Origin of the sequence: Streptomyces sp. NPDC087310 (assembly GCF_044744405.1) — a bacterium.
GTDB lineage: Bacteria > Actinomycetota > Actinomycetes > Streptomycetales > Streptomycetaceae > Streptomyces.
In genome coordinates this window covers 678,794-705,205 of record NZ_JBIUYF010000005.1, presented here as the reverse complement: position 1 = coordinate 705,205, position 26,412 = coordinate 678,794, and the positions used below count along the sequence as shown (strand labels likewise).

24 protein-coding genes are annotated in these 26,412 nt (G+C 71.5%); 13 read left to right on the top strand and 11 right to left on the bottom strand.

All coding sequences use genetic code 11. The features are described 5' to 3' along the window. Window positions 1-25: 25 nt before the first annotated feature. Both ACIO3P_RS22415 and ACIO3P_RS22410 read left to right on the top strand, forming a co-directional pair. Complete coding sequence (locus tag ACIO3P_RS22415; protein WP_401855529.1) at window positions 26-2,170, top strand: HelD family protein; 2,145 nt, start codon at window positions 26-28, stop codon at window positions 2,168-2,170. A gap of 181 nt (window positions 2,171-2,351) precedes the next feature. Next, window positions 2,352-3,017 carry an NAD(P)H-dependent oxidoreductase gene (locus ACIO3P_RS22410; protein WP_329824760.1) on the top strand — a complete coding sequence of 222 codons (666 nt, stop codon included), beginning with the start codon at window positions 2,352-2,354 and terminating at the stop codon, window positions 3,015-3,017. A 95-nt stretch (window positions 3,018-3,112) separates the two neighbouring features. Here the strand turns inward: ACIO3P_RS22410 and ACIO3P_RS22405 are convergent, their stop codons facing one another. The 4 genes from ACIO3P_RS22405 to ACIO3P_RS22390 form a co-directional block, all read right to left on the bottom strand. After that, window positions 3,113-3,736 (bottom strand): histidine phosphatase family protein, encoded by a 624-nt coding sequence (locus ACIO3P_RS22405; RefSeq protein WP_401855545.1) that lies wholly within the window; start codon window positions 3,734-3,736, stop codon window positions 3,113-3,115. A 44-nt stretch (window positions 3,737-3,780) separates the two neighbouring features. Continuing rightward, the gene (locus ACIO3P_RS22400) at window positions 3,781-4,947 is read right to left on the bottom strand and encodes a hypothetical protein (protein WP_401855530.1); all 1,167 of its coding nucleotides are present in this window, start codon (window positions 4,945-4,947) and stop codon (window positions 3,781-3,783) included. Between the two features lie 71 nt (window positions 4,948-5,018). Continuing rightward, window positions 5,019-7,469 carry an ATP-binding cassette domain-containing protein gene (locus ACIO3P_RS22395; RefSeq protein WP_401855531.1) on the bottom strand — a complete coding sequence of 817 codons (2,451 nt, stop codon included), beginning with the start codon at window positions 7,467-7,469 and terminating at the stop codon, window positions 5,019-5,021. A 350-nt stretch (window positions 7,470-7,819) separates the two neighbouring features. Next, the gene (locus ACIO3P_RS22390; RefSeq protein ID WP_401855533.1) at window positions 7,820-9,190 is read right to left on the bottom strand and encodes a helix-turn-helix domain-containing protein; all 1,371 of its coding nucleotides are present in this window, start codon (window positions 9,188-9,190) and stop codon (window positions 7,820-7,822) included. Between the two features lie 189 nt (window positions 9,191-9,379). On the opposite strand from ACIO3P_RS22390, the gene ACIO3P_RS22385 reads away from it, so the two are divergent. Next, the gene (locus tag ACIO3P_RS22385; protein WP_401855535.1) at window positions 9,380-10,018 is read left to right on the top strand and encodes a DUF4232 domain-containing protein; all 639 of its coding nucleotides are present in this window, start codon (window positions 9,380-9,382) and stop codon (window positions 10,016-10,018) included. Between the two features lie 36 nt (window positions 10,019-10,054). Here the strand turns inward: ACIO3P_RS22385 and ACIO3P_RS22380 are convergent, their stop codons facing one another. Further along, window positions 10,055-10,321: a helix-turn-helix transcriptional regulator gene (locus tag ACIO3P_RS22380; RefSeq protein ID WP_329824765.1), complete on the bottom strand. Its 267-nt coding sequence runs from the start codon at window positions 10,319-10,321 to the stop codon at window positions 10,055-10,057. A gap of 101 nt (window positions 10,322-10,422) precedes the next feature. Here ACIO3P_RS22380 and map point away from each other — a divergent pair, with 101 nt between their 5' ends. Further along, entirely contained in the window at window positions 10,423-11,190 is a 768-nt protein-coding gene (map, locus tag ACIO3P_RS22375) for a type I methionyl aminopeptidase (RefSeq protein ID WP_329824767.1), read from the top strand. A gap of 97 nt (window positions 11,191-11,287) precedes the next feature. Here map and ACIO3P_RS22370 read toward each other — a convergent pair whose 3' ends face one another. Then, on the bottom strand, window positions 11,288-12,136 hold the full coding sequence (locus ACIO3P_RS22370) for a helix-turn-helix transcriptional regulator (protein ID WP_401855536.1): 849 nt from the start codon (window positions 12,134-12,136) through the stop codon (window positions 11,288-11,290). 280 nt (window positions 12,137-12,416) lie between these two features. Here ACIO3P_RS22370 and ACIO3P_RS22365 point away from each other — a divergent pair, with 280 nt between their 5' ends. Continuing rightward, complete coding sequence (locus ACIO3P_RS22365; RefSeq protein ID WP_401855537.1) at window positions 12,417-13,754, top strand: sensor histidine kinase; 1,338 nt, start codon at window positions 12,417-12,419, stop codon at window positions 13,752-13,754. Next, window positions 13,751-14,452, top strand: a complete 702-nt coding sequence (locus ACIO3P_RS22360; RefSeq protein WP_401855538.1) for a response regulator — start codon at window positions 13,751-13,753, stop codon at window positions 14,450-14,452. Before ACIO3P_RS22365 ends, ACIO3P_RS22360 begins: the two co-directional genes overlap by 4 nt. Before the next feature lie 8 nt (window positions 14,453-14,460). On the opposite strand, the gene ACIO3P_RS22355 is transcribed toward ACIO3P_RS22360, so the two are convergent. Both ACIO3P_RS22355 and ACIO3P_RS22350 read right to left on the bottom strand, forming a co-directional pair. Then, window positions 14,461-15,735, bottom strand: a complete 1,275-nt coding sequence (locus tag ACIO3P_RS22355; protein ID WP_401855540.1) for an FAD-dependent monooxygenase — start codon at window positions 15,733-15,735, stop codon at window positions 14,461-14,463. Then, complete coding sequence (locus ACIO3P_RS22350) at window positions 15,732-17,135, bottom strand: MFS transporter (protein ID WP_401855542.1); 1,404 nt, start codon at window positions 17,133-17,135, stop codon at window positions 15,732-15,734. The genes ACIO3P_RS22355 and ACIO3P_RS22350 overlap by 4 nt, the downstream gene beginning before the upstream one ends. Window positions 17,136-17,408: 273 nt before the next feature. Here ACIO3P_RS22350 and ACIO3P_RS22345 point away from each other — a divergent pair, with 273 nt between their 5' ends. From ACIO3P_RS22345 to ACIO3P_RS22335, 3 genes are read left to right on the top strand one after another with little or no spacing between them, the layout of a single operon-like run. After that, window positions 17,409-17,735, top strand: a complete 327-nt coding sequence (locus ACIO3P_RS22345) for a PadR family transcriptional regulator (RefSeq protein WP_329824775.1) — start codon at window positions 17,409-17,411, stop codon at window positions 17,733-17,735. Beyond that, on the top strand, window positions 17,732-18,088 hold the full coding sequence (locus ACIO3P_RS22340; protein WP_401853229.1) for a DUF1048 domain-containing protein: 357 nt from the start codon (window positions 17,732-17,734) through the stop codon (window positions 18,086-18,088). Before ACIO3P_RS22345 ends, ACIO3P_RS22340 begins: the two co-directional genes overlap by 4 nt. 1 nt (window position 18,089) lies before the next feature. Then, window positions 18,090-18,416, top strand: a complete 327-nt coding sequence (locus ACIO3P_RS22335; protein WP_401853227.1) for a DUF1048 domain-containing protein — start codon at window positions 18,090-18,092, stop codon at window positions 18,414-18,416. A gap of 30 nt (window positions 18,417-18,446) precedes the next feature. On the opposite strand, the gene ACIO3P_RS22330 is transcribed toward ACIO3P_RS22335, so the two are convergent. Continuing rightward, entirely contained in the window at window positions 18,447-19,001 is a 555-nt protein-coding gene (locus tag ACIO3P_RS22330) for a TetR/AcrR family transcriptional regulator (protein WP_401853225.1), read from the bottom strand. A gap of 123 nt (window positions 19,002-19,124) precedes the next feature. Here ACIO3P_RS22330 and ACIO3P_RS22325 point away from each other — a divergent pair, with 123 nt between their 5' ends. Further along, window positions 19,125-20,165 carry an NADP-dependent oxidoreductase gene (locus tag ACIO3P_RS22325; protein WP_401853223.1) on the top strand — a complete coding sequence of 347 codons (1,041 nt, stop codon included), beginning with the start codon at window positions 19,125-19,127 and terminating at the stop codon, window positions 20,163-20,165. A gap of 336 nt (window positions 20,166-20,501) precedes the next feature. Here the strand turns inward: ACIO3P_RS22325 and ACIO3P_RS22320 are convergent, their stop codons facing one another. Next, window positions 20,502-21,158: a response regulator gene (locus ACIO3P_RS22320; protein WP_401789446.1), complete on the bottom strand. Its 657-nt coding sequence runs from the start codon at window positions 21,156-21,158 to the stop codon at window positions 20,502-20,504. Next, the gene (locus ACIO3P_RS22315) at window positions 21,155-22,312 is read right to left on the bottom strand and encodes a sensor histidine kinase (protein WP_401853222.1); all 1,158 of its coding nucleotides are present in this window, start codon (window positions 22,310-22,312) and stop codon (window positions 21,155-21,157) included. Before ACIO3P_RS22315 ends, ACIO3P_RS22320 begins: the two co-directional genes overlap by 4 nt. Before the next feature lie 165 nt (window positions 22,313-22,477). Here ACIO3P_RS22315 and ACIO3P_RS22310 point away from each other — a divergent pair, with 165 nt between their 5' ends. The 3 genes from ACIO3P_RS22310 to ACIO3P_RS22300 all read left to right on the top strand — a co-directional run bounded on the left by ACIO3P_RS22310 (window position 22,478) and on the right by ACIO3P_RS22300 (window position 26,406). Further along, entirely contained in the window at window positions 22,478-23,233 is a 756-nt protein-coding gene (locus tag ACIO3P_RS22310) for an ABC transporter ATP-binding protein (RefSeq protein ID WP_329825106.1), read from the top strand. Window positions 23,234-23,248: 15 nt separating this feature from the next. After that, entirely contained in the window at window positions 23,249-25,807 is a 2,559-nt protein-coding gene (locus ACIO3P_RS22305; RefSeq protein WP_401853221.1) for an ABC transporter permease, read from the top strand. Window positions 25,808-25,956: 149 nt separating this feature from the next. Then, on the top strand, window positions 25,957-26,406 hold the full coding sequence (locus ACIO3P_RS22300; RefSeq protein ID WP_329824783.1) for a helix-turn-helix transcriptional regulator: 450 nt from the start codon (window positions 25,957-25,959) through the stop codon (window positions 26,404-26,406). Window positions 26,407-26,412 lie beyond the last annotated feature (6 nt).

The following is a 26,412-nucleotide window of genomic DNA, read 5'->3' as shown; positions in this document are numbered from 1 at the left end:
CCTCGGTCACGCTATTCTTGGTGGAATGACCGCAGCCGAAGCACTCGACGAGGAACGGACCTACCACCAGACCTGCCGCGCCGCGCTGACCGGCATGGTGGACGACGCGCACGAACAGATCGTCACCGGCGAGAACGCCTTCGCCTCCGGGGCCGACGCCGAGGTCCTCGGCCGCCATCTGCGCAGCTACGCCAAGGAGCTGCGGCAGGAGCCCGACAGCCCGCTGTTCTTCGGCCGCCTCGACTTCGGCGGCGGCCCGGAGGCCGGTGACCACGCCGGGCAGAGCTACCACATCGGGCGCCGCCGGATCTCCGAACATCCCGCCACCCCGCCCCTCGTGGTCGACTGGCGCGCGCCCGTCTCGCGCGCCTTCTACCGCGCGAGCGCCGCCGACCCGCAGGGGGTCGCCGTACGCCGCAGATTCGGATGGGCGCCCTGGAGCAAGGGGGAACCGGAGGACCTGACCGGCCTGGAGGACGAGCCCCTGGGGCCGGGCGCGGCGACGGCGGGTGCGGCGACGGCGGGTGCGGCGGCTGCCGGCGGGAGCGCCATCCTCACCGGCGAGATCGAACGCCCCCGCATCGGGCCCATGCGCGACATCGCCGCCACCATCCAGCCCGAGCAGGACGAACTCGTACGGTCCGAACTCGGCCGCTCCCTCTGCGTCCAGGGCGCCCCCGGCACCGGCAAGACCGCCGTCGGCCTGCACCGCGCCGCGTACCTCCTCTACACCTACCCGCAGCGCCTGCGACGCGGCGGGCTGCTGGTCCTCGGGCCCAACCGGACGTTCCTCTCGTACATCTCCGAAGTGCTGCCCGCCCTCGGCGAGATCGGCATCCGCCAGTCGACGGTCGGCGACGAGATCGCGCGCCATCCGGTACGTACGCGGGACACGGAGGAGGCGGCGGTCGTCAAGCACGACGCCCGCATGGCCGAGGTGCTGCACCGCGCGCTGTACGGACGCGTCGCCGGGTCCGACGCCGCCCCCGCGCCGCTCGTCGTGGCGGACGGCTCGTACCACTGGCGCCTCGAACCGGACGAACTGGCGCGCATCGTCGCGGAGGTACGGGCCGAGGCGCCCCCGTACGGTGTCGGCCGGGAACGGGTCCGCAGCCGCGCCGTCCGGGCCGTTCAGCTCCGGGCCGAGCGGCGGGCGGGGCCGCGGCCGGCGCAGTGGGTGCGGCGGGTGGGCGGTTCGCGGGCGGTCACCGCCTACCTGGACGCGGTGTGGCCCAAGGTGAGCCCCGAGGAGGTGCTGGCCGGGCTGCTGGCCGACCCGGCCGCGGCGGACGGCATCCTCACGCCCGAGGAGCGGCGGGCGATCCACCGCACGGGTACCCGCGTCCCCTCCGGGCCCCGGGCGGCCAGGAAACTGCCCTGGTCGGCGGCGGATCTGGTGCTGCTCGACGAACTCGCCGGGCTGATCGAACACCCCGAGGGATACGGCCATGTCGTCATCGACGAGGCGCAGGACCTCTCCCCGATGGAGTGCCGCGCGATCGCGCGCCGCGCCGCCTTCGGCTCGCTGACGGTGCTGGGCGACCTCGCACAGGGCACCACCCCGTGGGCCGCCCGCTCCTGGCCCGCGCTCCTCGCCCACCTCGGCCGGCCGGACGCGTCCGTGACCGCGCTGACCACCGGATTCCGGGTACCCGGCGCGGTCGTGGAACTCGCCAACCGGCTGCTCGCCTCGCTGGACGTCGACGTACCGCCTGCCGTGTCCCTGCGCGGCGCGGGCGAGTTGACGATCAGCCGCGCGGAGGAGGGGGAGGAGGGGCCGGGCGGGCTGGACGCGGTGGTGGCCGACGCGGTCCGCGCGGCCCTCGCCCGCGAGGGTTCGATCGGCGTGATCGCGGCCGGGCCCGAGGCGGACCGGCTCCGTACCGTTCTCGCCGCGGCCGGGATCGCCACCGTCACGGCGGACGACCTCGGGGCACCGGCGGCCCGGGTGACGGTACTGCCCGCGACGGCGGCGAAGGGGCTGGAATACGACCATGTCGTCCTGGTCGAACCGGCGGCCGTGGTGGCGGCCGAGGCCCGTGGGACACACCGCCTGTACGTGGCGCTCACGCGCGCGGTCTCCCGCCTGCACATCGTGCACAGCCGCGCGCTGCCGGGGGAGTTGGGGCGGGGGCCCGAGGAGCCGCGGGCGACCCTCACGTTCGACTGACCCACCGCCAGGAGCTCACGGGCACCTCGGTCCGCTGTCGTAAAGAAGAAGAATGGCCTGTACGTTGCTCTCGCCGGGAAGCGGAGAGCCTGCTCCGTATGCGGTCGACCAGCGGTATCCGTCCATGTCCAGTTGAACCGGACCCAGGTGTTCCGGGCGCACCAGCGAGGCAGCAACCTTCATGAAGCTTCTGCACATCGACTCCAGCATCTCGGGCGCCGATTCGGCCAGCCGCCAGATCTCGGCCGCCGTCGTCGCCCGCTTCAAGGACGAGCACCCCCGCCTTGAGGTCACGTACCGCGATGTCGCCGCCGAGCCGCTGCCGCACCACTCGGAAGCCATCCTGAAACTCAAGGCGGCCTCGGCGGCGCGGATCGCGGACACCGGCCCCGGCTCTCCTTCCCCCTCCGGCACCGATCTCGACGCGGGCGCCCGCACCCTGGGCGAACTGAGCAGGCTCGAAGAGGCGTTGGAGGAGTTCCTGGCCGCCGAGGTCGTCGTGATCGGCGCCCCGATGTACAACTTCGGCATACCCAGCCAGCTCAAGTCGTGGATCGACGCCCTGGCCGTGTTCGGCAAGACCTTCCACTACACCCAGGACGGCCCCGAGGGGCTGGCGGGCGGCAAGCGCGTCATCGTCGCCTCCTCGCGCGGCGGCGAGTACGTGGCGGACACCCCGACGGCGCCGTTCGACCACCAGGAGACCTACCTCACCAGCTTCTTCGCCTTCCTCGGCGTGCGGAACCTCGAATTCGTCCGCGCCGAGGGCATCAACTACGGCCCCGAGCAGCGCAAGCACGCGATCGACACGGCGCTCGCCGAGGCCATCGCGCTCAAGCCCGCCTGAAGCGGCCCGAACGGCCCGAACCGGCCGAACGGCCCGAACCGGCCGAACGGCCCGAACCGGCCGAACGGCCTGATCCTCAAGGGCTCTTGCCCACCTCAGACGTGGAGTTCGGGCGAGAAGCCGGTCCAGCGCAGCTCGTCGGGCAGGTGCCGCAGGTCGTTCGCGCAGAGCACGGAGGGCGGCCGGCCGGGCGCGTAACGGATCACCGTCAGCGCGGCGTTGGCGAAGTTGAGGCCCATCCAGCGCCACGCGGGCGCGTCGAGGGCCGCGCGTACCAGCCATCCGACGAGGAAGTTGTGCGTGACGACCAGCTCGTGGCGGGGCGTGTCACCGGCCACCGGACCGGTGAACTCCGCCTGCGCCTCACGCGCCAGAGCGGCACCGAGCCGGGCCTCCTCCTCCGTGACCTCCGAGAGGAAACCGAGCAGGCCGTCGGCGGAGTCCGGCGGCAGCTCCGCCCTCCCCGGCAGATGCGGGATGTAGTCACCGGCCACCTCCGACGCGCGCAGCGGTACGCCGTCGAGCTCGGCGGCGAGCAGGGTGGCCGTCTCCACGGCCCGGGGGAGCGGACCGTGGTGCACCGCCGACAGCGGTACGTCGCGCAGTCGTTGGCCGAGCAGTACGGCCTGGCGCCGGCCGTTGCCGGTCAGCGTGGTCTCGTCCGCCGAGGCTTCGCCGTGCCGGGCGAGATAGAGAAAACGGGGGGCGGTGCTCATGATCGTCTGTGCCTCTCACTCCGTGCGGGTGCAGGACGGCGCCGCGGTCAGCGCGGCGCGGCGGCGCGTTCGGTGACGCGGCCCTGGGCGTCCGCGCGGAGAGTAGCGGATCCGCGGGGGTCCGTGACAGTCACACGGATGACCAGGGGGCCGGTCTTCGCGTCGTGGCCGATGTCGATGCGCCAGGAGCCGTCGTCACCGGCGCCGGAGGTGGTGCGCGCCTCGCGGACCAGGGCGGGGAGCCGCTCGTACGGGAGGGAGCGCAGCTCGATCGACGGCTCACCGGCATCCGTACCGCTGTCGCCGCTGTCGCCGCTGTCGCTGCTGGTGCTGTCGCTGCCGTCGCCGGTGCCGTTGGCCCACATGCTGTGCTCCTCGATCCGGAACTCGACGGCGGTCGTCACCCCCGCCGTGGCCAGCGCCTCGACGGTCCTGCGCATCTGCCCGTCCGCCAGCATCGACTCGCTGGTCCGCGCGGAGGTCGTACGCGACGACACGGAGGCTGAGGCGGACACCGAGACCTCGGCGCCCCCGGCCCTGCCGCCGTCCCCGTTCCCCTTCCCGCCGTCCCCGTCGCCGTCCCGGAACAGCTCGGCGCGGAACAGCAGGACGATGACCGCCGCGCCGAGGAGGAGCGCCAGGAGGGAGAGCAGGCAGTGTGTTCCTTCCCGGTTGGGGTTCTTGACGAGCGTGGACTCGGGGGCGGAGTCCATCGACGCCTCGGCGGCCCGCCGCGCCCACTCCTGATCCGGCCGGGTCACGATGGTGACGTCCCACGGCTCGTGCGCGGGATACTCGACGACCACGACGCGGCGCGGCGGATAGTCGGCGATGTCGACGAGATTGATCGCCTGGGAGAACGCGACCCGGTAGGCGGCGCGGTCCTCCGGAGCGACGGTCAGGACGAAACTGATCGGGACGTCCGCCATTTCACCGCTGGTCGCCCGCCGGCTCTCGATCATCGCGAGGGCCCTGCGCTTCTCGGCCCGCGGGGTCCGGGCCCGCTCCCGGCGTCCCGAGACGGCCGAGACCAGGACGAGGAGCAGGAAGAACCCGGCACCGGCGCCCCACAGCGTGGCCTTCCCGAGGATGATCCCGACCACCACGGACGCCACCGCCGCGCCGATCGCCCCACCGGTCAGCACACTGCCCAGCAGCGCGGCGGGTCCGGCGCGGCGGGACTCGACGGGCCCGCTGGTCTCTGTGATCGTCACAAAGGGTGATTGTCCCCCGGCTCCCCGACCACGGGAAGCCCCAGGCCCCGCCGCGTTCTCTCTCCGCCAGGTCAGGCGCCGACGTACGCCGCGAGGTGTTCGCCGGTGAGGGTCGAGCGGGCGGCGACGAGGTCGGTGGGGGTGCCCTCGAAGACGATCCGGCCGCCGTCGTGGCCCGCGCCCGGGCCGAGGTCGATGATCCAGTCGGCGTGTGCCATGACCGCCTGGTGGTGTTCGACGACGATGACCGACTTGCCGGAGTCGACGAGCCGGTCGAGGAGGCCCAGCAGATGCTCGACGTCGGCGAGGTGGAGGCCGGTGGTCGGCTCGTCGAGGATGTAGACGCCGCCCTTCTCCGCCATGTGCGTGGCGAGCTTGAGCCGCTGCCGCTCGCCGCCGGACAGCGTGGTGAGCGGCTGGCCGAGGCTGAGGTATCCGAGCCCGACGTCGGCGAGCCGGCCGAGGATGGCGTGCGCGGCGGGCGTACGGGCCTCACCGGCGCCGAAGAACTCCTCGGCCTCCGTCACCGACATCGCGAGGACCTCGCTGATGTCCCGGCCGCCGAGGTGGTGGTCCAGCACCGCCGCCTGGAACCGCTTCCCCTCGCACTCCTCGCAGGTCGTGGAGACGCCGGCCATCATCCCCAGGTCCATGAAGAGGACACCGGCGCCGTTGCACTCGGGGCAGGCGCCCTCGGAGTTGGCGCTGAACAGCGCCGGCTTCACCCCGTTGGCCTTCGCGAACGCCTTGCGGATCGGGTCGAGCAGTCCGGTGTACGTCGCCGGGTTGCTCCGCCGCGACCCGCGGATCGCACCCTGCCCGATCGACACCACCCCCGTACCGTCGGCCCCCGTACCGCTGGCCCCCGCACCGTTGCCACCCGTACCGTCGGCCCCTGAGCCCTTGGCCAGCGACCCGTGCACGAGCGAGCTCTTGCCGGAGCCGGCGACGCCGGTGACGACGACCAGCACTCCGAGCGGGACGTCGACATCGACGTCCCGCAGGTTGTTCGCGGTGGCGCCGCGGATCTCCAGCGCGCCGGTGGGCTTGCGCACCGTCTCCTTGAGGACGGCCCGGTCGTCGAAGTGGCGGCCGGTGAGGGTGCCCGCGGCCCGCAGCCCCTCGACGTCGCCCTCGAAGCAGACGGTGCCGCCCGCCGTACCGGCACCGGGGCCGAGGTCCACGACATGGTCGGCGATCGCTATCGTCTCCGGCTTGTGCTCCACCACGAGCACCGTGTTCCCCTTGTCCCGCAGCCGCAGCAGCAGGTTGTTCATCCGCTGGATGTCGTGCGGGTGCAGACCGGTGGTGGGCTCGTCGAAGACGTACGTGATGTCGGTGAGCGAGGAGCCGAGGTGCCGGATCATCTTCACGCGCTGCGCCTCGCCGCCCGACAGCGTGCCCGCCGGCCGGCTGAGCGAGAGGTAGCCGAGGCCGATCTCCACGAACGAGTCGAGGGTGTCGCGCAGCGTCGTCAGCAGCGGCGCCACCGACGGCTCGTCGAGGTCGCGTACCCATGCGGCCAGGTCACTGATCTGCATCGCGCACGCGTCGGCGATGTTGATCCCGCCGATCCGTGACGACCGGGCCGCCTCGGCGAGCCGGGTGCCGTCGCAGTCGGGGCAGGCGGTGAAGGTGACCGCCCGGTCCACGAAGGCCCGGATGTGCGGCTGCATCGCCTCCCGGTCCTTGGCGAGGAACGACTTCTGGACCTTGGGGATCAGCCCCTCGTAGGTGAGGTTGATGCCGTTGACCTTCACCTTGGTCGGCTCGCGGTGGAGGAAGTCGTGCAGCTCGGTCGCGGTGTAGTCGCGGATCGGCTTGTCCGGGTCGAGGAAGCCCGACTCGGTGAAGATCCGCAGGGTCCAGTGGCCGTCCGTCTTGTAGCCGGGCACGGTGACCGCGCCCTCGGCGAGCGACTTGGAGTCGTCGAAGAGCTGGGCGAGGTCGATGTCGGAGACGGTGCCCCGGCCTTCGCAGCGCGGACACATGCCGCCGGTGCGGTTGAAGGTCTGCTTCTCGGTCTTGCGGCCACCGCGCTCGACCGTGATCGCCCCGCTCGCCCGGACCGAGGGGACGTTGAAGGCGAACGCGCCGGGTGACCCGATGTGCGGCTGCCCGAGCCGGCTGAAGAGGATGCGCAGCATCGCGTTGGCGTCGGTGGCGGTGCCGACGGTGGAACGGGGGTCGGCCCCCATCCGCTGCTGGTCGACGATGATCGCGGTCGTCAGCCCTTCGAGTACGTCGACCTCGGGGCGCGCCGGCGTCGGCATGAAGCCCTGCACGAAGGCGCTGTACGTCTCGTTGATCATCCGCTGGGACTCGGCGGCGATCGTGCCGAACACCAGGGAGCTCTTGCCCGAGCCGGAGACGCCGGTGAACACCGTCAGCCGGCGCTTGGGTATCTCGACGCTGACGTCCTTGAGATTGTTCTCCCGCGCGCCGTGCACGCGGATCAGCTCGTGACTGTCGGCGGCGTGCGGCGCGGGCGACCGGGTGGCCGTCCTCGTGACCGTGCTCATCGTGTCTCCATCTGTTACGCGGGCATCCGTTGCGGGAGTATCCGTTGCGCGGGCATCTGTCAGGCGGGCATCCGGTGACGCGGGGCATCCGTGACGCGGGGCGCCCTGTGCGGTCTCGGGCGGGAGGCGCGGAACCGGCGGTACGGGGCGGCCACCGCACCCGGGTCGCGGCCGGTCGGCGCGGCGGAACGGTCACCCCGCCGCTGCGGCGGCGCGTCGATGTGTCGAAGGATAGCCGCACCGGATACGAGGCATCTGTCCGCGCATACGAGGACATCTGTCCACGGATACGAGGACATCTGTCCGCGGATACGAGGCGGGGTGGGCCGGCGCGGCCCGTGCGGGGCCGGTCAGCCCTCCCGTTCGATCCACTCGCCGCCGCCCAGCGGGTAGTCGAAGCCGGGGCGGCCGGCGTTGGCGCTCGTACGGAACGGGGCGCCGTCGCTGTCGATGCGCACCGTGCCGCGGCGGCTGCCGCTGGACCAGTCCAGGCTGAGGTACCAGCGGACATCGTGCGCCACGGCGCGCGCGGTGATGTAGAAGACCTCCGGATCGGACTCGCTGACCTTGTACGGGAAGTCGCGCTGGCCGTTCTTGACGGTGACCGTGGGGCTGCCGTTGTCGAGGTCGACGTCGAACGACTTGGTGCCGACGCCACCGCCGCAGCCGACCCCCATCGAGTAGTCGTTCCAGGCGAGCGGGGCGCCCTTGGAGACGACGTGTACGTGCAGCTCGTTCAGGACGACCGTGTCCCGCCCGGTGCCCTGAACGGTCAGGGCGACGCGCTGCTCCCCCGCGGAGACCGCGCCGTAGGCGGCGGCCCAGCGCGGCGCGTCCGGCTCGCTCGCGGGCGGGCCGACCTGCTCGGGTTCGCTGTCGACGAGGAAATGCTGGCTGCACGGGTCGTCGTAGACGTACGGGCGGGTGGCGACGTTCAGCGGTACGCCGCCGCTGACACCGGGGGGCTCGGCCGCGCCCCGCTCGCCGCCGCCCTTCGAGGCGCTGGGGGTGGGCCCGCCGGATTCGGCGGCGGAGACGGAGGCGGACGGGCGGGGGCTCTCGCCGCTCGGGGAAGGGGAAGGTGTGGCGGAGCCCGTCGCCGACGGCCCGGTGGTGTCCGCCGGTCCGGTGGCCGCGGAGGTGTCAGCGGCCGCCCGGTGGTCCTCCGTATCGTTGCCGCCTCCGCCGAAGGGCACCTGGACGGCGAGCACCACGGCTCCCAGTACGGCGGCCACCGCGGCGGAGGCGATCAGCGCGCCCCGGCGTCGCCGTGGCGCCGCGGGCTCGCGCGGCACGTCGGCGACCACCGGCTCACCGTCGTCCTCGCCCGGTCCGTACGACGCCGCCGCCCCGGCCTCCTGGTCCGGCCCCGTCTCCCGGGCCGGAACCTCCGGGGCCGGGACCTCGCGGACCGGCTCCGGAGCCGTGGCCCGCTCCGGCCTGTCCCTTCGTGCCGCGTCCGCTCGTGCCGCGTCCGCCAGGATCCAGTGCCGGTGCAGCTCCACCAGCTCCTCCGGCGTCGCTCGGCACACCCTGGCGAGGCGCTCCGCCGGCGCGTACTCGTGGGGCACCGCGGTGCCGTTGCAGTAGCGGTGCAGTGTCGACGTACTCATGTGCAGCCGCTTGGCGAGCGTCCCGTAGCTCAGCCCCGAGCGGTCCTTCAGCTCCCGCAGCAGCGCCGCGAACATGTCCGTACCCCTGGCACCGGTCGTATCCGACACTGTTCCGCCACCCTCCCCGTGTCCCATCCGCCCATTCCAGGTTCCCTGTGTTTCGCCTGGTCAGAGCCTGTTTCAGCGTTCCAGCGTCCCGAACTCCCCGCTGTCCATGGCGGCTGGGACGGGTCACCCCACAAGCTTCGGTCATCCAAGCACCACCCCCACCCGAACACCGAAGGGGCCCACCACCACATGTCCAGCACCCGGAACTCCCGCTCCCGCCTCCTGACCGCCGCCGCGACCGTCGCACTCGCCGTGTTCTCCCTGACCGCGTGCAGCGACGGAACGGGCGTGGCCGACGAGGGCAAGGCGGCGCGTTCCTCCTCGGAGGACGCGGGGGCGGCCGCCTTCTCGAAGTCCGCCGCGCACGCCCCCGCCGCGAAGGATTCCGCCACCGCCAAGAAGACCGTCACCTGCGAGGGCTCCCGCACCAAGACGGTCGCGGCCCCGCTGACCCGCCCGGTGAACCACCTGCTCCTCACCGTCACCAACACCGGCAGCGACACCTGCTACCTGTACGGCTACCCGGCCGTCCGCTTCGGCGAGGCCCAGTCGGTGCCGCCGGTCATCGAGGACTCCCAGCCGCAGGCCGTCGTCACCCTGGAGCCCGGCCAGTCCGGCTACGCCTCCGTGAACCTGTCCGCCGCCGACGGCAGCGCCGGACACGGCCGTACGGAGAAGTCCCTCGCCGTCTACTTCCAGGGCCGCTCCGGCGAGGGGAGCGTCGGCAAGGGCGCCACCCCGGCACTGCCCGCCGAGGGTGTGTACATCGACGACTCGCTCAAGGTCACGTACTGGCAGCAGTCGATGGACGACGCCATCACCTGGTGACGAGGCGGCGGCCGGCAGCTCGCGGGCTGGAGGGGGCTAGGAGACCTTGCTCAGGGCGGGATCGGTGCGCCAGACGAAGGCGAGCTCCGACAGGGGTACGCCGAGCACCTCGCTGAGCCGGACAATGGTGCCGAACGCGGGCGTCGGCAGCCGGCCGGTCTCGATCTTGCGGAGGGTCTCCGGCGAGATCTCCGCCGCCAGGGCCACATCGACGAGGCTGCGTCCGGCCCGGGCGGAGCGCAACGCGACCCCGAGGCGTCGGCCCGCCTCGATCTGTTCGGGGGCGAGCGGATAGCGAACCATGCGGCACATGCTAGAGGCGGGGACGATTCGGCGGCAACCACTCCGGCCGGCCACTGGTATAAATATACCTGTCGGTCGCCCCGGAGAAATCGAGGATCGCAGTGATCGAGCACAAATCCCCGCAGGACATCGAGCGTATGCATGTCACCGGGCAGTTCGTCGGCCAGGTGCTGGCCGAGCTCGCCGGCCTCGCCGCGGTGGGGGTCAACCTGATGGACCTGGAGCATCACGCCCGCCGCCGGATCAAGGAGCGCGGCGCGGAGTCCTGCTACTGGGACTACGAGCCCTCGTTCGGCAAGGGCCCGTTCCGCAACGTGGTGTGCCTCTCGGTCAACGATGCCGTGCTGCACGGATTGCCGCACAGCTACACGCTGCGCGACGGCGACCTGCTGACCATGGACATGGCGGTGAGCATCGACGGCTGGTCCGCGGACTCGGCCCACTCGGTCGTCGTCGGCACCCCGGCCGCTGAGGACCTGCGGCTGATCGAGGCCACCGAGGTCGCCCTGGAAGCCGCGATCAAGGTCGCCCTGCCCGGCAACAGGCTCGGGGACATCTCGGCGGCCATCGGCGCGGTCGCCGCCGAGTACGGCTACCCGGTCAACCTGGAGTTCGGCGGCCACGGCATCGGCCGCACGATGCACGAGGACCTGCACATCCCCAACGACGGTCGGGCCGGCCGCGGCTGGAAGCTGCGTCCCGGCCTGACGATCGCGATCGAGCCCTGGTTCGCTGCGGGCACCAACAAGATCGTCTACGACCGGGACGGCTGGACGATCCGCTCGGCCGACGGCTCGCGCACCGCCCACTCCGAGCACACGGTCGCCGTCACCGAGGCCGGCCCGCTCGTGCTCACCCGCCGCCCCTGAGGCGACGAGGCGCCGGAGGGCAAGCGGGAATCATCGGCGACCCGACGCTGACGGGGCTTCATCGGGGGGCGCCGGACGAGAGGCCCTGGGACAGGGCCTAGCGGTGGGGCCGGGGTTCGGGCCGGCGCCGGGTGGCGTGGATGGAGCCGAGCAGGTGGAGGGACTGGGCGCTGGAGCTGCCCGGTTCGGCGTGGTAGATGACGAGCTGCTGGCCGGGGGCGTCCCGTACGTCGAAGGCTTGGTAGGTGAGGGTGAGGGGCCCGACGTCCGGGTGGAGGAAGCTCTTGGCGTCGTGGGTCTTCCCGCGTACGGCGTGGGTGCCCCAGAGGCGGGCGAAGTCCGCGCTGTGCTCGGTGAGGGTGTGGACGAGCTCGCGCAGCCGGGGGGCGTCCGGTTCGAAGCCGGTCGCCTCGCGCAGATGGGCGACGGTGGCCTGGGCCGCCCGGTCCCAGTCGGTGTGGAAGTGCTGTCGCGCGGGGTCGAGGAAGGTCATGCGGGCCAGGTTGTCCGCCGGCGTGAACGGGGCGTAGAGGGCGTCGGCCAGGGCGTTGGCGGCGAGGATGTCCAGGGTCCGGCTCATGACGAACGCGGGAGTGTTCGGGTAGCCGTCCATCAACTGGCGCAGCGCCGGGCCGACCTGCGCGGTGGAACGGCCGGAGGCCCGGTCGGCCGGTGCGACCCCGGCCAGCCGGTACAGGTGCGCCCGGGCGTCCTCGTCGAGGCGCAGCGCGCGACCGAGGGCGTCGACCACCTGGGGCGAGGGGTGGCGCTCGCGCCCTTGTTCCAGCCGGGTGTAGTAGTCGGCGTTCACCCCGGCCAGGACGGAGACCTCTTCACGGCGCAGTCCGGCGACCCTGCGGGTGCCGTGGCTCGCCATGCCGACGTCCTCCGGCCGCAGACCGGCGCGGCGTGCGCGCAGGAAGTCCCCGAGGCGGTTGTCGTCCATGCGGTTCAGGTTAGGCGCCGACCCGGTGTGCCGCCTGGGTGTGCCGCACCCAGGCAGTACGTGGTGTCCGGAGTGATCAGCGGATGGCGGCCTTCCCCGGCAACTCCTCAGGTGCCGGGGCCCGTTCGGTGTTCCGGGCCCGGTGGCTGCCTCGTATCCTCAGCCGTGTGCTGCCGAACGGGGACAGGCGGATACGGGGATTACCAGGATTACGGGGATACGGGGACTGCAGGGGTTACGGGGATTACGGGGATATCGAGGGTGGGGCGCTGAGCCGGCCATGACGGATACGGGCGGCGGTGGCCGGCGACCGCGCGGCACGTGGCGGCGCGAGGGTGCGATCACGGCGACGGCGTTCGTGCTCTGTCTGTTCGGCGGCGTGGTGCGGGACGACGGCACACTGGCACCGCCGCCCGCCGCCGCCTGCCTCATCGCCGTGGTGTCCTGTGCCGTACTGCCGGTACGGCACCGGGCGCCCGTGGCCGCCATGGCGGCCACGACCGCGTGCGGTGTGCTGGTGCCGTCCCTGGACCTCCTGCTGAGCCCGTTCATCGTGGCCCCCGCCGTACTCACCGTCTACTCCTACTCGCTCACCGTGCGCACCGAACGGCGCGCGGTGAGCGCGGTGTTGCTCACCTCCGCGGCGCTGCTGGTCGCCTCCACCCCCTTGTTCGGGGCTCTTTCGTGGCAGGACGCGAGCAGGCTGGGAGCGGTGGCGGCGTTCCCGCTGGTGGCCGGCGTACTCGGCCACTCGGTGCAGAACCGGCGGGCCTACCTTGCGGCCGTGGAGGAGCGGGCCCGGCGGGCCGAGGAGAGCCGGGACAGCGAGGCGCGCCGGAGGGTGGCCGAGGAACGGGTGCGCATCGCCCGGGAACTGCACGACCTCGTGGCCCATCAGATCACCCTGGCCAACGCGCAGGCCACGGTCGCCGCCCACCTCTTCGACGCCCGCCCGGAGCAGACCCGTAAGAGCCTGAAGGAACTCGTCGAGACCACGGGCCACGCGCTCGACGAACTGCGGGCCACGGTCGGCCTGTTGCGCCAGTCCGGGGACACGGCCGCGCCCGCCGAACCGGCGCCCGGGCTGTCCCGCCTCCCCACGCTCCTCGAATCCTTCCGCCGCGCGGGCCTGGCGGTGTCGGTGCACCAGGAGGGCACGGCCGGACCGCTGCCGCCGGGAGTGGACCTCACCGCCTACCGCATCGTCCAGGAGGCACTGACCAACGTGACCAAGCACGCCGGAACCGGGAGCGCCCGGGTGCGCCTCGCCTGGGACCGCGATCACGTGACGCTCACCGTCACCGACGACGGAGGGGACGCCCGTACGACACCGACCGCACGTGCGGGACGGACCGCGTCCACGGGGCCGAGCGGGCCCGCGGGACGGACCGCGTCCACGGGACCGAGTGGGCCCACGGTGTCGGACGGGTCCACGGAGCCGGACCATCCCTCCGGTTACGGTCTGATCGGGATGCGGGAACGTGCCACCGCGGTCGGGGGACACCTCTCCGCGGGCAGCCGCCCGGAAGGCGGCTTCCTCGTCTCCGCCCGACTGCCCCTCCCGCCCGCCAAGGACACGACGCGGAGGAGCGACGGAGAGGCAGGGGACGCGCCATGACGCTCCGCGTACTGCTCGCCGACGACCAGGCCCTGCTGCGCGAGGCATTCCGGATGCTCCTCGACACCGCCGACGACATCACCGTGGTCGGTGAGGCCGCCGACGGCAGGGAAGCGGTGAGACTCACCCGGGAGCTGCGCCCGGACGTGGTGGTCATGGACATCCGCATGCCCGAGGTGGACGGGCTCACCGCCACGGCGGAGATCTGCGCGGACCCGGAACTGCGCGCCAGCCGCATCCTGATCCTCACCACGTACGAGACCGACGAGTACGTCGCCCAGGCGCTGCGCGCGGGGGCCGGCGGCTTCATCGGCAAGGGCATCGGGGCCGAGGACCTGATGGACGCCGTACGTACGATCGCCCACGGCGACACCCTGCTGTCCCCCGCAGCGACCCGCTCCCTGGTCGCCCGTTTCCTGGCCACACCGGACGACGCCCCGCCGCACCACCCCGAACAGCTCGCCGTACTCACCCCGCGCGAACGCGAGATGGTGGCGCTGGTCGCGACCGGCCTGTCCAACCAGGAGATCGCCGAGCGGATGTTCCTCAGCCCCTTCACCGTCCGCGCCCATGTGCAGCGCGCCATGACGAAGCTGGAGGCCCGCGACCGGGCGCAACTCGTCGTCATCGCCTACCGGACGGGCCTGGTCCACGCCGCCCCCGACGCCACACCCAAACCCGACGCCCGCCCCTCGTAGTCCGCCTCTCAGCCCGGGGGGAAGTCGGGCAGCGTCAGGGCTGAGTGGGCCGGCCGTGCCGGTGCTGAGGGCAGGGTGACGAGGCCGCGCAGCATGGTGTTACGTCGCTCCAGCGCCCGCGCCGTGGTGGGGAAGAGCGAGGCCGTACCGTTGTCGACGAGTGCCTGGTTCATGGTGACGAACCCGCGAGTGTCGCGTTCGTAGGCGGCGAAGGCCGCGGTGTGGTCCCGGTTCGTGGCCAGGGCGTTGGCGAGCATGTAGGCACCGGCCAGCGCGAGGCTTGAGCCCTGCCCGGTGAGGAACGAGGGTGCGTGTGCGGCGTCGCCGACGAGCGCGACGCGGCCGCTGGACCAGTGGGGCATACGGATCTGACCGGCCGTGTCGAAGAACAGGTCATCCGCGTCGCGCAGGGCGTTGACCATGCCGGGGACCTCCCATCCCGCGCCTGCGAAGACCGTGGCGATCAGGTCCCGCTGGGCGTCGGGGTCCCGGAGGGCACCAGGGTTCCGGAGGGCTTCGAACGCTGGTTCCGGATGGTGGAAGTTCAGGAAGGCGTGCACCTCGTCGCTCTCCCCGACGGCGTAGAGGGCCGCGGCTCTCCCCGGGGTGTTCCACAGCATGACCTCGCGGGAGAGCCCGAGGGTGTTCGGCATGGTGAAGAGGGCGAAGCAGTAGCCGAGGTAGCGGTGGAACCGCTCTTCGGGGCCGAACACGGACGCCCGGGTGTGTGAGTGCATACCGTCGGCGCCGACCACCACGTCGAACGTACGCTGTCGCCCACTGCGGAAGGTGACGTCGACCCCTGGTCCGGACCGGTCGAGTTGTCCGGACCGGTCGCGTTGTCCGGACTGGTCGAGGGTGTCGATGGAGTCGTCGAACAGGAATTCCACGTCGTCGCGGACCAGCGCGTAGAGGATCGTGGCCAGATCGCCACGACGTACCTCCAGGTCCTGTCCCTCGACACCGCCGGCCACGGCGTGCGGGCTGACCGAGGCCACTTCGCCGCCCTCGGCGTCGAGGAACGTGCAGCGACGCGATTCGATGTGCGCGTCCCGCAGTCGGGGCAGTATCCCCATCCGCCGGACCACCTCTGTCGCGGTACCGCGGATGTCGATCGGATACCCGCCGCCGCGCAGTGCGCCCGCCTTCTCCACCACGGTGACCGCGAAGCCGGACCGGCGCAGCCAGTACGCCAGCGCGGGTCCGGAGATGCTGGCCCCGGAGATCAGCACGGTGCGCTTCGGGCGGGTCCGCGCGTTCATCGACAGACCGGTGGATGTCATGCCTGGGCTTCTTTCCTCGTGATACGGACGACGAGCAGGGACAGTGCGGCGACGAGGCCCGCGAGGGCGAAGCCCGTGGCGAAGGCCGATTCGGCCGGCAGGCCCGTCACCGGGGCGGCCCCGGCGGCGAGGATCGCGCCGCCGATCTGGACGCCCAGGGCGATGCCGATCACGCGGGTCACCACGAGCAGGCTGGTGGCGATGCCGATGTCCTTGGTCTCGACGGCGGTGGCGGCGCCGGCGAGCAGCGCCGTGGTGCCGACGCCCGCGGCGAACGCGGTCAGCACCTTCGCCAGGACGAGCTGCCACGCGGCGGTGTGCAGCGAGGCCAGGGCGATCAATGTGGCCGCCGTGACGACGGCGCCCACGACGACCACGGCACGCGGACCGAAACGCCGCGCCGCGACCCCGCCGACGGAATCGCTCACCGCCCCGGCGATGGCGCCGGGCAGCAGGAACAGACCGATGTCGGTGGTGCTGCCGCCAAAGCCGTATCCGTCCGCCGATATCGCGAACATCTGCGGGAGCAGGAAGACCACCATCCCGGAACTGACGGTGATGACGAGGGTGAGCACGCACGCCTGCCACATCGCGGGCCTGGCCAGCATGTGCAGATCGACCATCGGCGAGGCCGCCCGGCGCTCGACGGCGACCCATCCGGTCGCGAGGGCGGCCACGACCACCGCGACGGCGCCGACCGCGAGGGGCGGCAGGCCGGCGCTCGTCACCGTCACGAGCCCGAGCATGAGCGCGAGCAGTGTGCCGCTGAGCAGAGCCACGCCGGGCCAGTCGATCCTGTCGTCCGACCGGACCGGCGGATCATGCGGCATCAGCCGCGTCACGGCCACCGTCGCCGCGACGATCGCGATCGTCGGCAGCGCGAACATCCCGTGCCAGGACAGGTTTTCGGCGATCGGTCCGGCGGTCAGCGTTCCCACCATGCCGCCGCCGGTGAACAGCGCGACGACCACCCCGATGGCCCCCTGCGACTCTCCCGCCGGGAGGTGTTTGCGCACCAGGATGAACGAGAGGGGCAGCGCACCCACCATGACGCCCTGCAACACCTGACCGAGCAGCAGCACCGGCAGGTTCGGCGCCAGGGAGGCCAGCAGACCACCGGCCGAGACCACGGCCATCAGCCGGACCAGCACCCGTTTTCCGCCGTAACGGTCGCCGAGTTTGCCCGCGACGGGTGCGACGACCGCGCCGGTGACGAGCAAGGCGTTGGCGACCAGCGCCCCTTCGGCGGGACTGACGCCCAACTCACGTTGCAGCAGCGGGAGCGCGGGCTCCACCACCGACTGCAGGGTGCCGAGGGCGAGCGCCAGGACACCGAGGGCACCGATCGACGGTCTCCCGATACGGACGGCAGGGACCGGGGACACCACAGCTTCGGACATGGACAACTCCAGACGCCGCCAGGCAAGGGGGAATGCGCGGGATCCACGCGCCTCCCACCTTTCCTCCCGGCGCCCCACCGGGCATCGTCCCCCGCCACCGTCCTCCCCTGGTGCGCGGGCACCAGCCGCTCACGCGTCCTGGTGCCCGCGCACCACAGAGCGCCGGTACCCCTCCCAGCACTAGGCACATCCACTACTCTGCGATACCGTGTAGTGGTACTTGGTGCTACGCAGTACTGGGGCGGGTGAGTGGGAGGGGTGAAGAGGCTCGCGATGGACGATCTGACGGAGATGCTGAAGGGCACGCTCGAAGGGTGCGTGCTGCACATCATCGACAGCGAGGAGACCTACGGGTACGCCATCACACGTCGGCTGAACGAACTCGGCTTCGCCGATGTCGTCGAGGGGACGACGTACACGATCTTGCTGCGGCTGGAGAGGAACGGGCTCGTCCAGGTGACGAAACGGCCGTCCGGACTGGGGCCGCCGCGCAAGTTCTTCGCGCTCAACGACGCGGGGCGCGAAGAGCTCGCGACGTTCTGGGCGAAGTGGGAGTACCTCTCCTCACGCATCGACAAGCTCAAGGAGGGTGGGCGATGACTTTCTGGGAGACCGTCACGGGCAGTGACATCACGAGGGAGTGGAAGGCGTTCGAAGTCCGGGCCGAGGCCCTGCCGGCCGACCACCGGGCGGCATGGGACCAGATCAAGGTGCATGCCTTCCCCCACGCGGACTTCACGGGCCGCAACCTGATGCCGATCCTCGACGGCGTCCTGGGGCTGCTCGAAGAAACGGCGGCGGACGGGCAGGGCATCCGTGAGGTGCTCGGCGACGACATCGGCGGCTTCTGCACGGCACTGACCGGCGGAGAAGGGGCGCGGGACTACCGCGACCGGTGGCGCGAGCAGTTGAACAGGAACGTCGCGAGGAAACTGGGCCGGCTAGGAGGCTGACGTGGGCATCCAGAACATCATCCAGGGCAAGAAGCAGTGGTGGGCGCACATGGCGCGGGTCCAGGCGCTGCCGCCGGACTATCAGATCGTCTACAAGGAGATGCAGAGGTACCTCTTCAAGGTCGGGCCGGTCGACCTGACCGACGGGCATCTGCTCTCGGAGATCGTCGATTTCTTCGAGGAGGGTGTGGCGGCCGGCAAGGGGGTCCTGGAACTCATCGGCAACGACGTCGCCGCCTTCAGCGACAACCTCATCAAGGACTCGCGCACCCACGCGGACCTCTATCAGGAGTCCATCAGCGGGGAGCCCGGCGCGGCCGAGAAGTAACGTGACCTGCTCGAAGGCGGCCGGTGACCCTCAGCTTTCCGCGGTTGTCGGAATCGCGCTCGCGACCACCTCGAAGAGGTGATCGGCGCGTGGCGCGAGCGAGGGCTGATCGCCGAGCCAGGCGAGCATGGCTATCAGCGCGAACACATCGGCGCCATCGATATCGCTCCGCGCCCTGCCCGCGGCCTGAGCGCGGCCGAGGAGCCGCGCACCGGCCGCGCGCAGGGCGACGCACGAGGCGTGGAGTGCGGACTCGGGGTCCTCGATGGCGGCTGCCATCAGCACGGTCACGCCCCGGTACTCGGTGGTCCACGCGACACAGTCACGCAGCCACGTAACGAGAGCGTCCTCGGGCGAGCTCGACGTTTCGAGCTCGGCCGCCTGTGCCGTCATGTCGTCGAAGCTCGTACGGAGCAGGGCGTCGAGCAGCGCCTCACGCGTCGGGAAGTGCCGCAGCAGCGTCGCGAGCCCGACCTCGGCCCTGCGCGCGATGTCGCGCAGCGACACGTCGACGCCCTGCTCGGCGATGGCGGTGCCCGCCACGGCGAGCAGGTGGTCGCGGTTCTTCCTGGCGTCGGCCCGCATCTGCCCCTCCTGACTGTCCGGTTGACTATCCGGATCAGTGGTCCATATATTCGGATCAGTGGTTCACTTATATGGATCGCTGATCCGGATAAGCGTATCCCGCAGTGCGGGCAGGAGAGAACGATGCCGACACACACGATGAGGGCGGTCCGGCTCCATGAGCACGGCGGCCCCGAGGTTCTGCGCTACGACGAGGTGCCGGTTCCCGAGCCGGGGCCGGGCGAGGTGCTCGTTCGCGTGCACGCGGTCGGCGTCAACCCTCCGGACCGGTACCTGCGAGGCGGGCTGACCACGATGCCCGGGGAGACGGAATCGACGGTCAGCCTGCCGGTGATCCCCGGGACGGACGTGTCGGGCGTCGTCGAGGCCGTCGCCCCGGACGTGGACGGCCTCTCGATCGGTGACGAGGTCTTCGGACTCCTCCGCTTCCCCAGCTTCGACGGCCGCGCGTACGCCGAGTACGTGACCGCGCCCGCCTCGCACCTCGCCCGCAAACCGGCCGGCATCGACCATGTGCACGCCGCCGGGGCGCCCATGGCCGGGCTCACCGCGTGGCAGTTCCTGATCGAGGCCGGACACGATCACCCCTCGCCCTTCCAGGAGGCGCGGCACCGCCCGACGGCACTCGACGCCGACACGACGGTGCTCGTCAACGGCGCCGCGGGCGGCGTGGGGCACTTCGCGCTGCAACTGGCGAAGTGGAAGGGCGCACACGTCATCGCGGTGGCATCGGGCGCGCATGAATCATTCCTGCGCGAGCTCGGCGCCGACCGGTTCATCGACTACACCAAGGGCCGTCCCGAGGACCTCGTGCACGACGTCGACCTCGTGCTCGACACCGTCGGCGGCCCCGACAGCACACGCCTCCTGCGCACGCTCAAGCGCGGCGGCGCCCAGTTCCCCGTACTCCCCGGGGACTTCGACGAAACGGAGACCACGAAGCTGGGCGTCACGGTCTCCAGCGCCCAGGTCCGCTCGAACGGCGCGCAACTCACCGAACTGGGACGCCTGCTCGACACGGGCACGGTCCGCGTCGCGATCGACAGCACGTTCCCCCTCGCGGACGCCCGAACGGCACACGAACGCGCCGCCCGAGGCCACATCCGGGGCAAGATCGTACTCACGGTCGCTCGGAAGCCATTCCGCTTGGCCGGCCTGCGGTGACATATGCCGGGACGACTCGATGCCCTTGCGGGCGAGGTGTTGCCGTCCGGTCTCGCTGAGGGAGAGGCAGCGTGAGTGGCTGACCTGGGGTGCCTCAGTTCGAGTGAGACGGGGGCGGGTCGATTGTCTTGCTCAAACTGAGGCAGTCCGGGCTGGCTTGGCGGTGATCAGCAGTGCGGCGAACGCTATCGGGGCGGCGGTCTGGTACCCGATCCAGACTTCACCCCCGGCGCTGCTGCCCTGCCACGCCAGAACAGTCAGGCCCGCAGGCGTCCTCGTCGGCGTAAGCGGCGATGGGCCGGATCGCAGACCTGGGGTGACCTACTTGCCGCCGGGTCATGGTGAGGACGACACCAGGCCCGCTCTGTAAGCGATGATCACGAGCTGGACACGGTCGCGGGCGTCGAGTTTGGTCAGCAGCCGCGCCACATGGGTCTTGGCGGTGGCGTGACCGATGAACAGCTCGGCCGCGATCTCGCTGTTGGACAGGCCGCTTCCGACGAGTGTCAGCACCTCGCGTTCCCGCTCGGTGATGCCGTCGAGTCGCTGCGGAGGGGCAACGGCCGCGGGACGGTTCGCGAACTCCTCGATCAGGCGTCGGGTGACGCTCGGTGCGATGAGGGCGTCACCGGCGGCCACGACGCGGGTCGCGGCGAGGATGTCGTCCAGCGCCATGTCCTTGACCAGGAATCCGCTGGCCCCCGCCCGGAGCGCGGCGTAGACGTTGTTGTCGTCGTCGAAGGTGGTGAGCATGAGTACGCGCGGCGCCGGGGCGTTGGCGGTGATCATCCGGGTGGCCTCTATGCCGTCCATGCCGGGCATCCGGATGTCCATCACGACCACGTCGGGCCGGAGTTCCCTGACTGTCCGGACCGCCTCCGTGCCGGTTCCGGCCTCGCCCACGATCTCCAGATCGGGGGCTTCGGCGATGACCATGCGAAGGCCGGCTCGTATGAGGGGCTGGTCGTCGGCGAGGACGATGCGGACGGTCATCCCGGCAGCCTGGCCGTCACCCGGAAGCCGCCCTCGGGGCGCGGTCCGGCGCTGAACTCGCCGCCCAGCAGGTCTGCTCGGTCGCGCATTCCAGTGATTCCGTAGCCGGTGCCGTCGGTCGTGGAACCGGGCGGCGCGCCGGTGCCGTCGTCGACGACCTCGATGGCCAGCTCGGTGGCGCGGTAGTCGACGTTCACCTGGCAGTGGCGGGCGTTCGCGTGGCGGACCACGTTGGTCAACGACTCCTGGATGATGCGGAATGCCGATTGGTCCGTGTCGGGTGGCAGTGGACGTCTCGTGCCCTGCCAGCGCACCTTTACGTGGAGTCCGGCCGTGGCGGTGCCCCGCGTCAGCCGGTCCACGCCTGCCATGCCCGTCACCGGTTCGGGTTCGGTCCGGTGCAGCGCGCCGAGCATTTGACGGAGCCCCACGAGGGTCTCCCGGCTGGTCAGCTCGATCACGTCGAGCGCTCTGCGGGCTCCCTCGGGCTGGGTCTCGATGACCCGCTTGGCCGCGCCGGCCTGGATGGCGACCACTCCGATGCTGTGGGCGACCGTGTCGTGCAGCTCCCGGGCGATCCGCAGGCGCTCCGCCTGCACCGCCTGGGCGGCGGCCTGTTCACGCAGCCGCTCGGCGTACTCACGCCGCTGGCGGATCGAGCTGCCCAGCGTCCAGGAGACCAGGGCGACCGAGGCGATCGGCACCGCGGCCTCGGTCACACCGTGCGCCCAGCCTCCGTTCATGATCCGCCAGCCGCTGATCTGCGCCGCGAGGACCGCGGCGGCCGCCATGGCAGCGGTGCGACGGCTGCGGCCGGCGGTGGCGGCGATGTAGAGCAGCAGCACGTCCGCCGTCGGGAGCAGCAGAGCCCACGCCCAGGGAGCGAGCGCCGCGGCCGCCAGGGATTCGGTGAGGACCAGCCCCAGGACCGGCAGTGGTCGGCGTCGGGCCGCTGAGAGCGGCAACGCCAGGCCCATGGCCAGCGCCAGGCCGGCCCAGGGGCCCCGCAGGAAAGGGGCGGCCTCGGGCCCGCCCTGTTGTTCGAGCAGCCACAGAGCCAGTGCGAACAGCAGGGCCGCGCACCAGGTGAGGACCGGCCAGGCGCCTGGCGGAATGCGTCCGAGCAGGGGCGGCCGGGGCTTGATCTCTTCCACAGGCCGAGCGTAGGCGGGCACCCGGCACTCCGCGTCGCCTTACAGGCGTACGCCCGCGGCATGACGGACCACCCGACGGGTCCGCTGAGGGCCGGACGCCCCCAGGACCCGGCTTGGGCGAGCGTGGACGGCGTTCCGAGCTCCACCGAGAGGACTCCCATGGTGATGGACACGATGACGACGACCACGTACGCGGCGGCTGCCCGAGCCCGAGGGCTGCACAAGGTCTACGGGGAGGGGGAGGCCCGGGTCCTGGCGCTGGACGACGTCAGCGTGGAGTTTCCGCGCGGCGAGTTCGCCGCGATCATGGGTCCCTCGGGATCCGGCAAGTCCACGCTGATGCACTGCATGGCCGGGCTCGACAGTGTGACCTCCGGCTCCGCGACGATCGGTGATGTGGAGCTGGTCGGCCTGAAGGACCAAGAGCTGACCCGGCTGCGCCGAGACAGGATCGGGTTCATCTTCCAGGCATTCAATCTGATGCCCACGCTCACCGCCATGGAGAACATCACGCTGCCCGGTGACATCGCCGGGCGCAGGCCCGACAGGGACTGGCTGGCACGGGTCGTCGAAGCGGTGGGCCTGGCCGACCGGCTGAAGCACCGCCCCGGCCAACTGTCCGGTGGACAGCAGCAACGCGTGGCCTGCGCCCGAGCCCTGGCAGGAAAGCCCGAGATCATCTTCGCCGACGAGCCCACCGGGAACCTCGACTCGCACGCCGGCGCGGAGGTCCTGGCGCTCCTCGGGTCCTGCGTGCGCGAATTCGGCCGGAGCGTCGTCATGGTCACCCACGACCCGGTGGCCGCCTCCCATGCGGACCGGGTGGTCTTCCTCGCCGACGGCCGCATCGTCGACGAACTGCGGGCGCCCACCGCCGACAGTGTGCTGGACCGCATGCGCCGGCTCGACCGCGTCGGCTGACGGGGGCTGTCACCCATGTTCCGTACCGCACTGCGCAATGTCCTGGCCCACCGCGGCCGGCTCCTGATGACCACCCTGGCCGTGCTGCTCGGCACCGGCTTCATGACCGGCACCATGATCTTCTCCGACAGCATCCACCAAGCCGCGAACAACAGCCGCAGCAAGGACTTCACCGGCATCTCGGTCCAGGTTGCCGACGACACCGCCGGACTCCCCTCCAGCGCCAGGCAGAACAGCACCAAGAGCTCCGCCCGGCTCACCGAGGCGACCGTCCGTCGGATTGCCGCGCTGCCGGGAGTCGCCGGGACCCGCGCGGTGGTGAGCGGCACCGCTGCCATCGCGGACAAGAACGGCAACACGATCGGCGACATCATGAGAAGCACGGGCGTCAACTTCGTGCCGGATGCCGCCGGGAACGATGCACGCCACCCGATGCTCCGGGGCCGGGGACCGCACACCGCGACCGAGGTCGCCCTGGACCGGGGCACCGTCGAGAAGGCGGGCTACCGGCTCGGTGACACCGTCCGAATCGCCGCCAACGGCCCTGCCATCAGCGCCACCCTGACCGGCGTCTTCTCCTCCGGCGCGCCTGCGGTCCGGTCCGGCAACCCGCTGGCCCTGCTGGACACCCGGGGCGCCCGGCGGGTGCTGTCGCTGGCGCCGGACCAGTACAGCAGCATCGACGTCACCGCCGCCCCCGGCACCTCCGAGACCGCACTGCTGCACGCCGTCACCCCGCTGGTCCCCGGCGGCAACCAATTCCGAGCCGAGACCGGCGCGGAGCTGGCCGCGCAGCAGGCCGAGAGGCTGGCCCAGAGCGGCAGGAGCCTGGCCACCATGCTGACCACCGCTGCCGGGATCTCGCTGTTCATCGGCGTCTTCCTCATCGCCAACACCTTCACCATGCTGGTGGCCCAGCGCACCCGGCAACTGGCACTGCTCCGCGCCATCGGCGCCGGCCGCAGCCAGGTCACCCGCTCCGTGCTGATCGAGGCGCTCCTTGTCGGTCTCACCGGCTCCGCCGCCGGACTGCTCCTCGGCATCGGCATCGGCGCCGGCCTCGCGGCGGGAGTGAAGTCCCTGGACGCGGACCTCCCCAGAGCCGCCGTGGTCATCACCCCGGCAACCGTGCTGATCACCCTGCTCGTCGGCACCCTGGTCACCGTCCTGTCCGCCGCCCTGCCCGCCCTCCGCGCCTGCCGGATCCCTCCGGTCGCCGCGCTGAGCGGCGGCGAGCGACCCGCCACTCACCGAAGCCTGCTGCTCCGCAACATCCTCGGCGCCCTGACCACCGCCGGCGGCATCGGCCTGGTCCTGCTGGGCAGCACCGAGAGGGGCGCCACGGCGCGCTTGCCGCTCATGGCGGGGGCACTCCTCGCGGTCCTCGGCATCGTGCAACTGCTGCCGCTGCTGTCCCGCCCGGTGATCGCCCTGGCCCGCCCGCCGCTCGCCCGCCTGTGCGGCACCCCCGGCTCACTCGCCGCACTCAACGCGATCCGCAACCCGCGCCGCACCGCGAGTACGGCCGCCGCCCTGACCATCGGACTCACCCTGGTCACCGCGATGACCGTGATCGGCGCCTCGGTCTCGGATGCGATCGACCGTGCCGTGACCCAGGAGATGGCGGCGGACTACGCCGTCACCCCGCTCACCGGCACCCTGGACCCGAGCGTCGCGACATCGGTCTCCAAGGCCCCCGGGGTGGTCGCCTCCAGCCCGGTCACCGACGTGGAGTGGCGGATAGCCGGCGTACGGACCGAGGCGAAGGGCCTGGACGCCGACAGCGCCGATCAGCTGGTCCGACCGAGCATGAGTCAGGGGGCGGCCGCGGCACTGAAACGAGGTCAGATCCTGGTGGACTCCGACTTCGCGAGCCGGCACGGACTGGCCGTCGGCTCCACCGTGACCGTGGCCGCCCCGCACGGGACCGGCACCCGCCTCACCGTCGGCGGGGTGTTCGCACCCAGCCGGATGCTCGCCCCCGTGCTCCTGCCGGGCGGCGTGGTCGCCGCACACCAGCCGTACGCGCCGGCGCAGCAGATCCTGGTCAAGGGCGCGAACGGGGCAACCCCCGCCTTTGAACAGGCTCTCAAGGACGCCACCGGCAAAAGCCCTGTGATCGAGGTCGAGAACAAGCAGGACCTGAGGAACGGGTTCGACCGCACCATCACCTTCGCCCTCAACCTGCTCTACGCACTGCTCGGGATGTCGTTGCTGGTCGCGGCCCTGGGAGTGGTCAATACGCTGGCAATGGCCGTGTTCGAGCGCAGGCGCGAGCTCGGCCTGCTCCGGGCGATCGGCCTGGACCGCTGTGGCGTCAGGCGGATGGTACGGCTGGAATCGGTGTTGATCTCCGTCTTCGGCGCGGCGATCGGCATGGTCTTCGGCGTCTTCCTGGCCTGGGCGGCCGGCACCACCATGACCGTGACCCTGCCGGAGCTCCGCACGGTCCTGCCCTACCCCAAGCTGTTGCTGATGCTGCTGGCCGCCGTTCTCGTCGGCCTGGCCGCCGCCCAATGGCCGGCTCGCCGGGCCGCCCGTCTCGACGTGCTGGACAGCATCACCGCGGACTGACGGCCCGGCCTGCTCCGAAGGTCCGCCTCGGCTTCAGCGAGACAGGGCAACAACTGTCGCTGCGCGTCACAGCGGCCGGGATCTGTGCGGTGGAACACTTTTGCAAGCGTCTGCTTGCAAAAGTTAGCGGCGCGGCGCACCATGGCGGCATGGCATCACTCAACGTCGGCAATCTCGGTGAGTACCTGCGGGAGCAGCGCCGCAACGCGCAGCTCTCGTTGCGGCAGCTCGCCGATGCCGCCGGAGTGTCGAATCCGTATCTGAGCCAGATCGAGCGCGGGCTGCGCAAGCCGAGCGCGGACATCCTGCAGCAGCTCGCCAAGGCGCTGCGGATCTCCGCGGAGACGCTGTACGTGCAGGCGGGGATGTTGGACGAGCGGGAGCGGGAGGAGTTGGAGACGCGGGGCGTCATCCTCGCCGATCCCTCGATCAACGAGCGGCAGAAGCAGGTGCTGCTGCAGATCTACGACTCGTTCCGCAAGGAGAACGCCCTCGACACGGACACCTCGGAGCCGGCCCCTGAGCAGACCTCGGAGCAGACGTCGGAGCGAGCCGCCCGTGCGGACGGCGGCAGTGCTGCCAGCCCACCCTCACACTGAACTGAC

What these genes read in the sequence shown, in the direction of transcription:
- ACIO3P_RS22415 (WP_401855529.1), top strand. Translation starts at nt 26, where the DNA reads ATGACCGCAGCCGAAGCACTCGACGAGGAACGGACCTACCACCAGACC.
- ACIO3P_RS22410 (WP_329824760.1), top strand. Translation starts at nt 2,352, where the DNA reads ATGAAGCTTCTGCACATCGACTCCAGCATCTCGGGCGCCGATTCGGCC.
- ACIO3P_RS22395 (WP_401855531.1), bottom strand. Translation starts at nt 7,469, where the DNA reads ATGAGCACGGTCACGAGGACGGCCACCCGGTCGCCCGCGCCGCACGCC.
- ACIO3P_RS22385 (WP_401855535.1), top strand. Translation starts at nt 9,380, where the DNA reads ATGTCCAGCACCCGGAACTCCCGCTCCCGCCTCCTGACCGCCGCCGCG.
- ACIO3P_RS22380 (WP_329824765.1), bottom strand. Translation starts at nt 10,321, where the DNA reads ATGGTTCGCTATCCGCTCGCCCCCGAACAGATCGAGGCGGGCCGACGC.
- ACIO3P_RS22370 (WP_401855536.1), bottom strand. Translation starts at nt 12,136, where the DNA reads ATGGACGACAACCGCCTCGGGGACTTCCTGCGCGCACGCCGCGCCGGT.
- ACIO3P_RS22365 (WP_401855537.1), top strand. Translation starts at nt 12,417, where the DNA reads ATGACGGATACGGGCGGCGGTGGCCGGCGACCGCGCGGCACGTGGCGG.
- ACIO3P_RS22360 (WP_401855538.1), top strand. Translation starts at nt 13,751, where the DNA reads ATGACGCTCCGCGTACTGCTCGCCGACGACCAGGCCCTGCTGCGCGAG.
- ACIO3P_RS22355 (WP_401855540.1), bottom strand. Translation starts at nt 15,735, where the DNA reads ATGACATCCACCGGTCTGTCGATGAACGCGCGGACCCGCCCGAAGCGC.
- ACIO3P_RS22350 (WP_401855542.1), bottom strand. Translation starts at nt 17,135, where the DNA reads ATGTCCGAAGCTGTGGTGTCCCCGGTCCCTGCCGTCCGTATCGGGAGA.
- ACIO3P_RS22345 (WP_329824775.1), top strand. Translation starts at nt 17,409, where the DNA reads ATGGACGATCTGACGGAGATGCTGAAGGGCACGCTCGAAGGGTGCGTG.
- ACIO3P_RS22340 (WP_401853229.1), top strand. Translation starts at nt 17,732, where the DNA reads ATGACTTTCTGGGAGACCGTCACGGGCAGTGACATCACGAGGGAGTGG.
- ACIO3P_RS22330 (WP_401853225.1), bottom strand. Translation starts at nt 19,001, where the DNA reads ATGCGGGCCGACGCCAGGAAGAACCGCGACCACCTGCTCGCCGTGGCG.
- ACIO3P_RS22325 (WP_401853223.1), top strand. Translation starts at nt 19,125, where the DNA reads ATGCCGACACACACGATGAGGGCGGTCCGGCTCCATGAGCACGGCGGC.
- ACIO3P_RS22320 (WP_401789446.1), bottom strand. Translation starts at nt 21,158, where the DNA reads ATGACCGTCCGCATCGTCCTCGCCGACGACCAGCCCCTCATACGAGCC.
- ACIO3P_RS22310 (WP_329825106.1), top strand. Translation starts at nt 22,478, where the DNA reads ATGGACACGATGACGACGACCACGTACGCGGCGGCTGCCCGAGCCCGA.
- ACIO3P_RS22305 (WP_401853221.1), top strand. Translation starts at nt 23,249, where the DNA reads ATGTTCCGTACCGCACTGCGCAATGTCCTGGCCCACCGCGGCCGGCTC.
- ACIO3P_RS22300 (WP_329824783.1), top strand. Translation starts at nt 25,957, where the DNA reads ATGGCATCACTCAACGTCGGCAATCTCGGTGAGTACCTGCGGGAGCAG.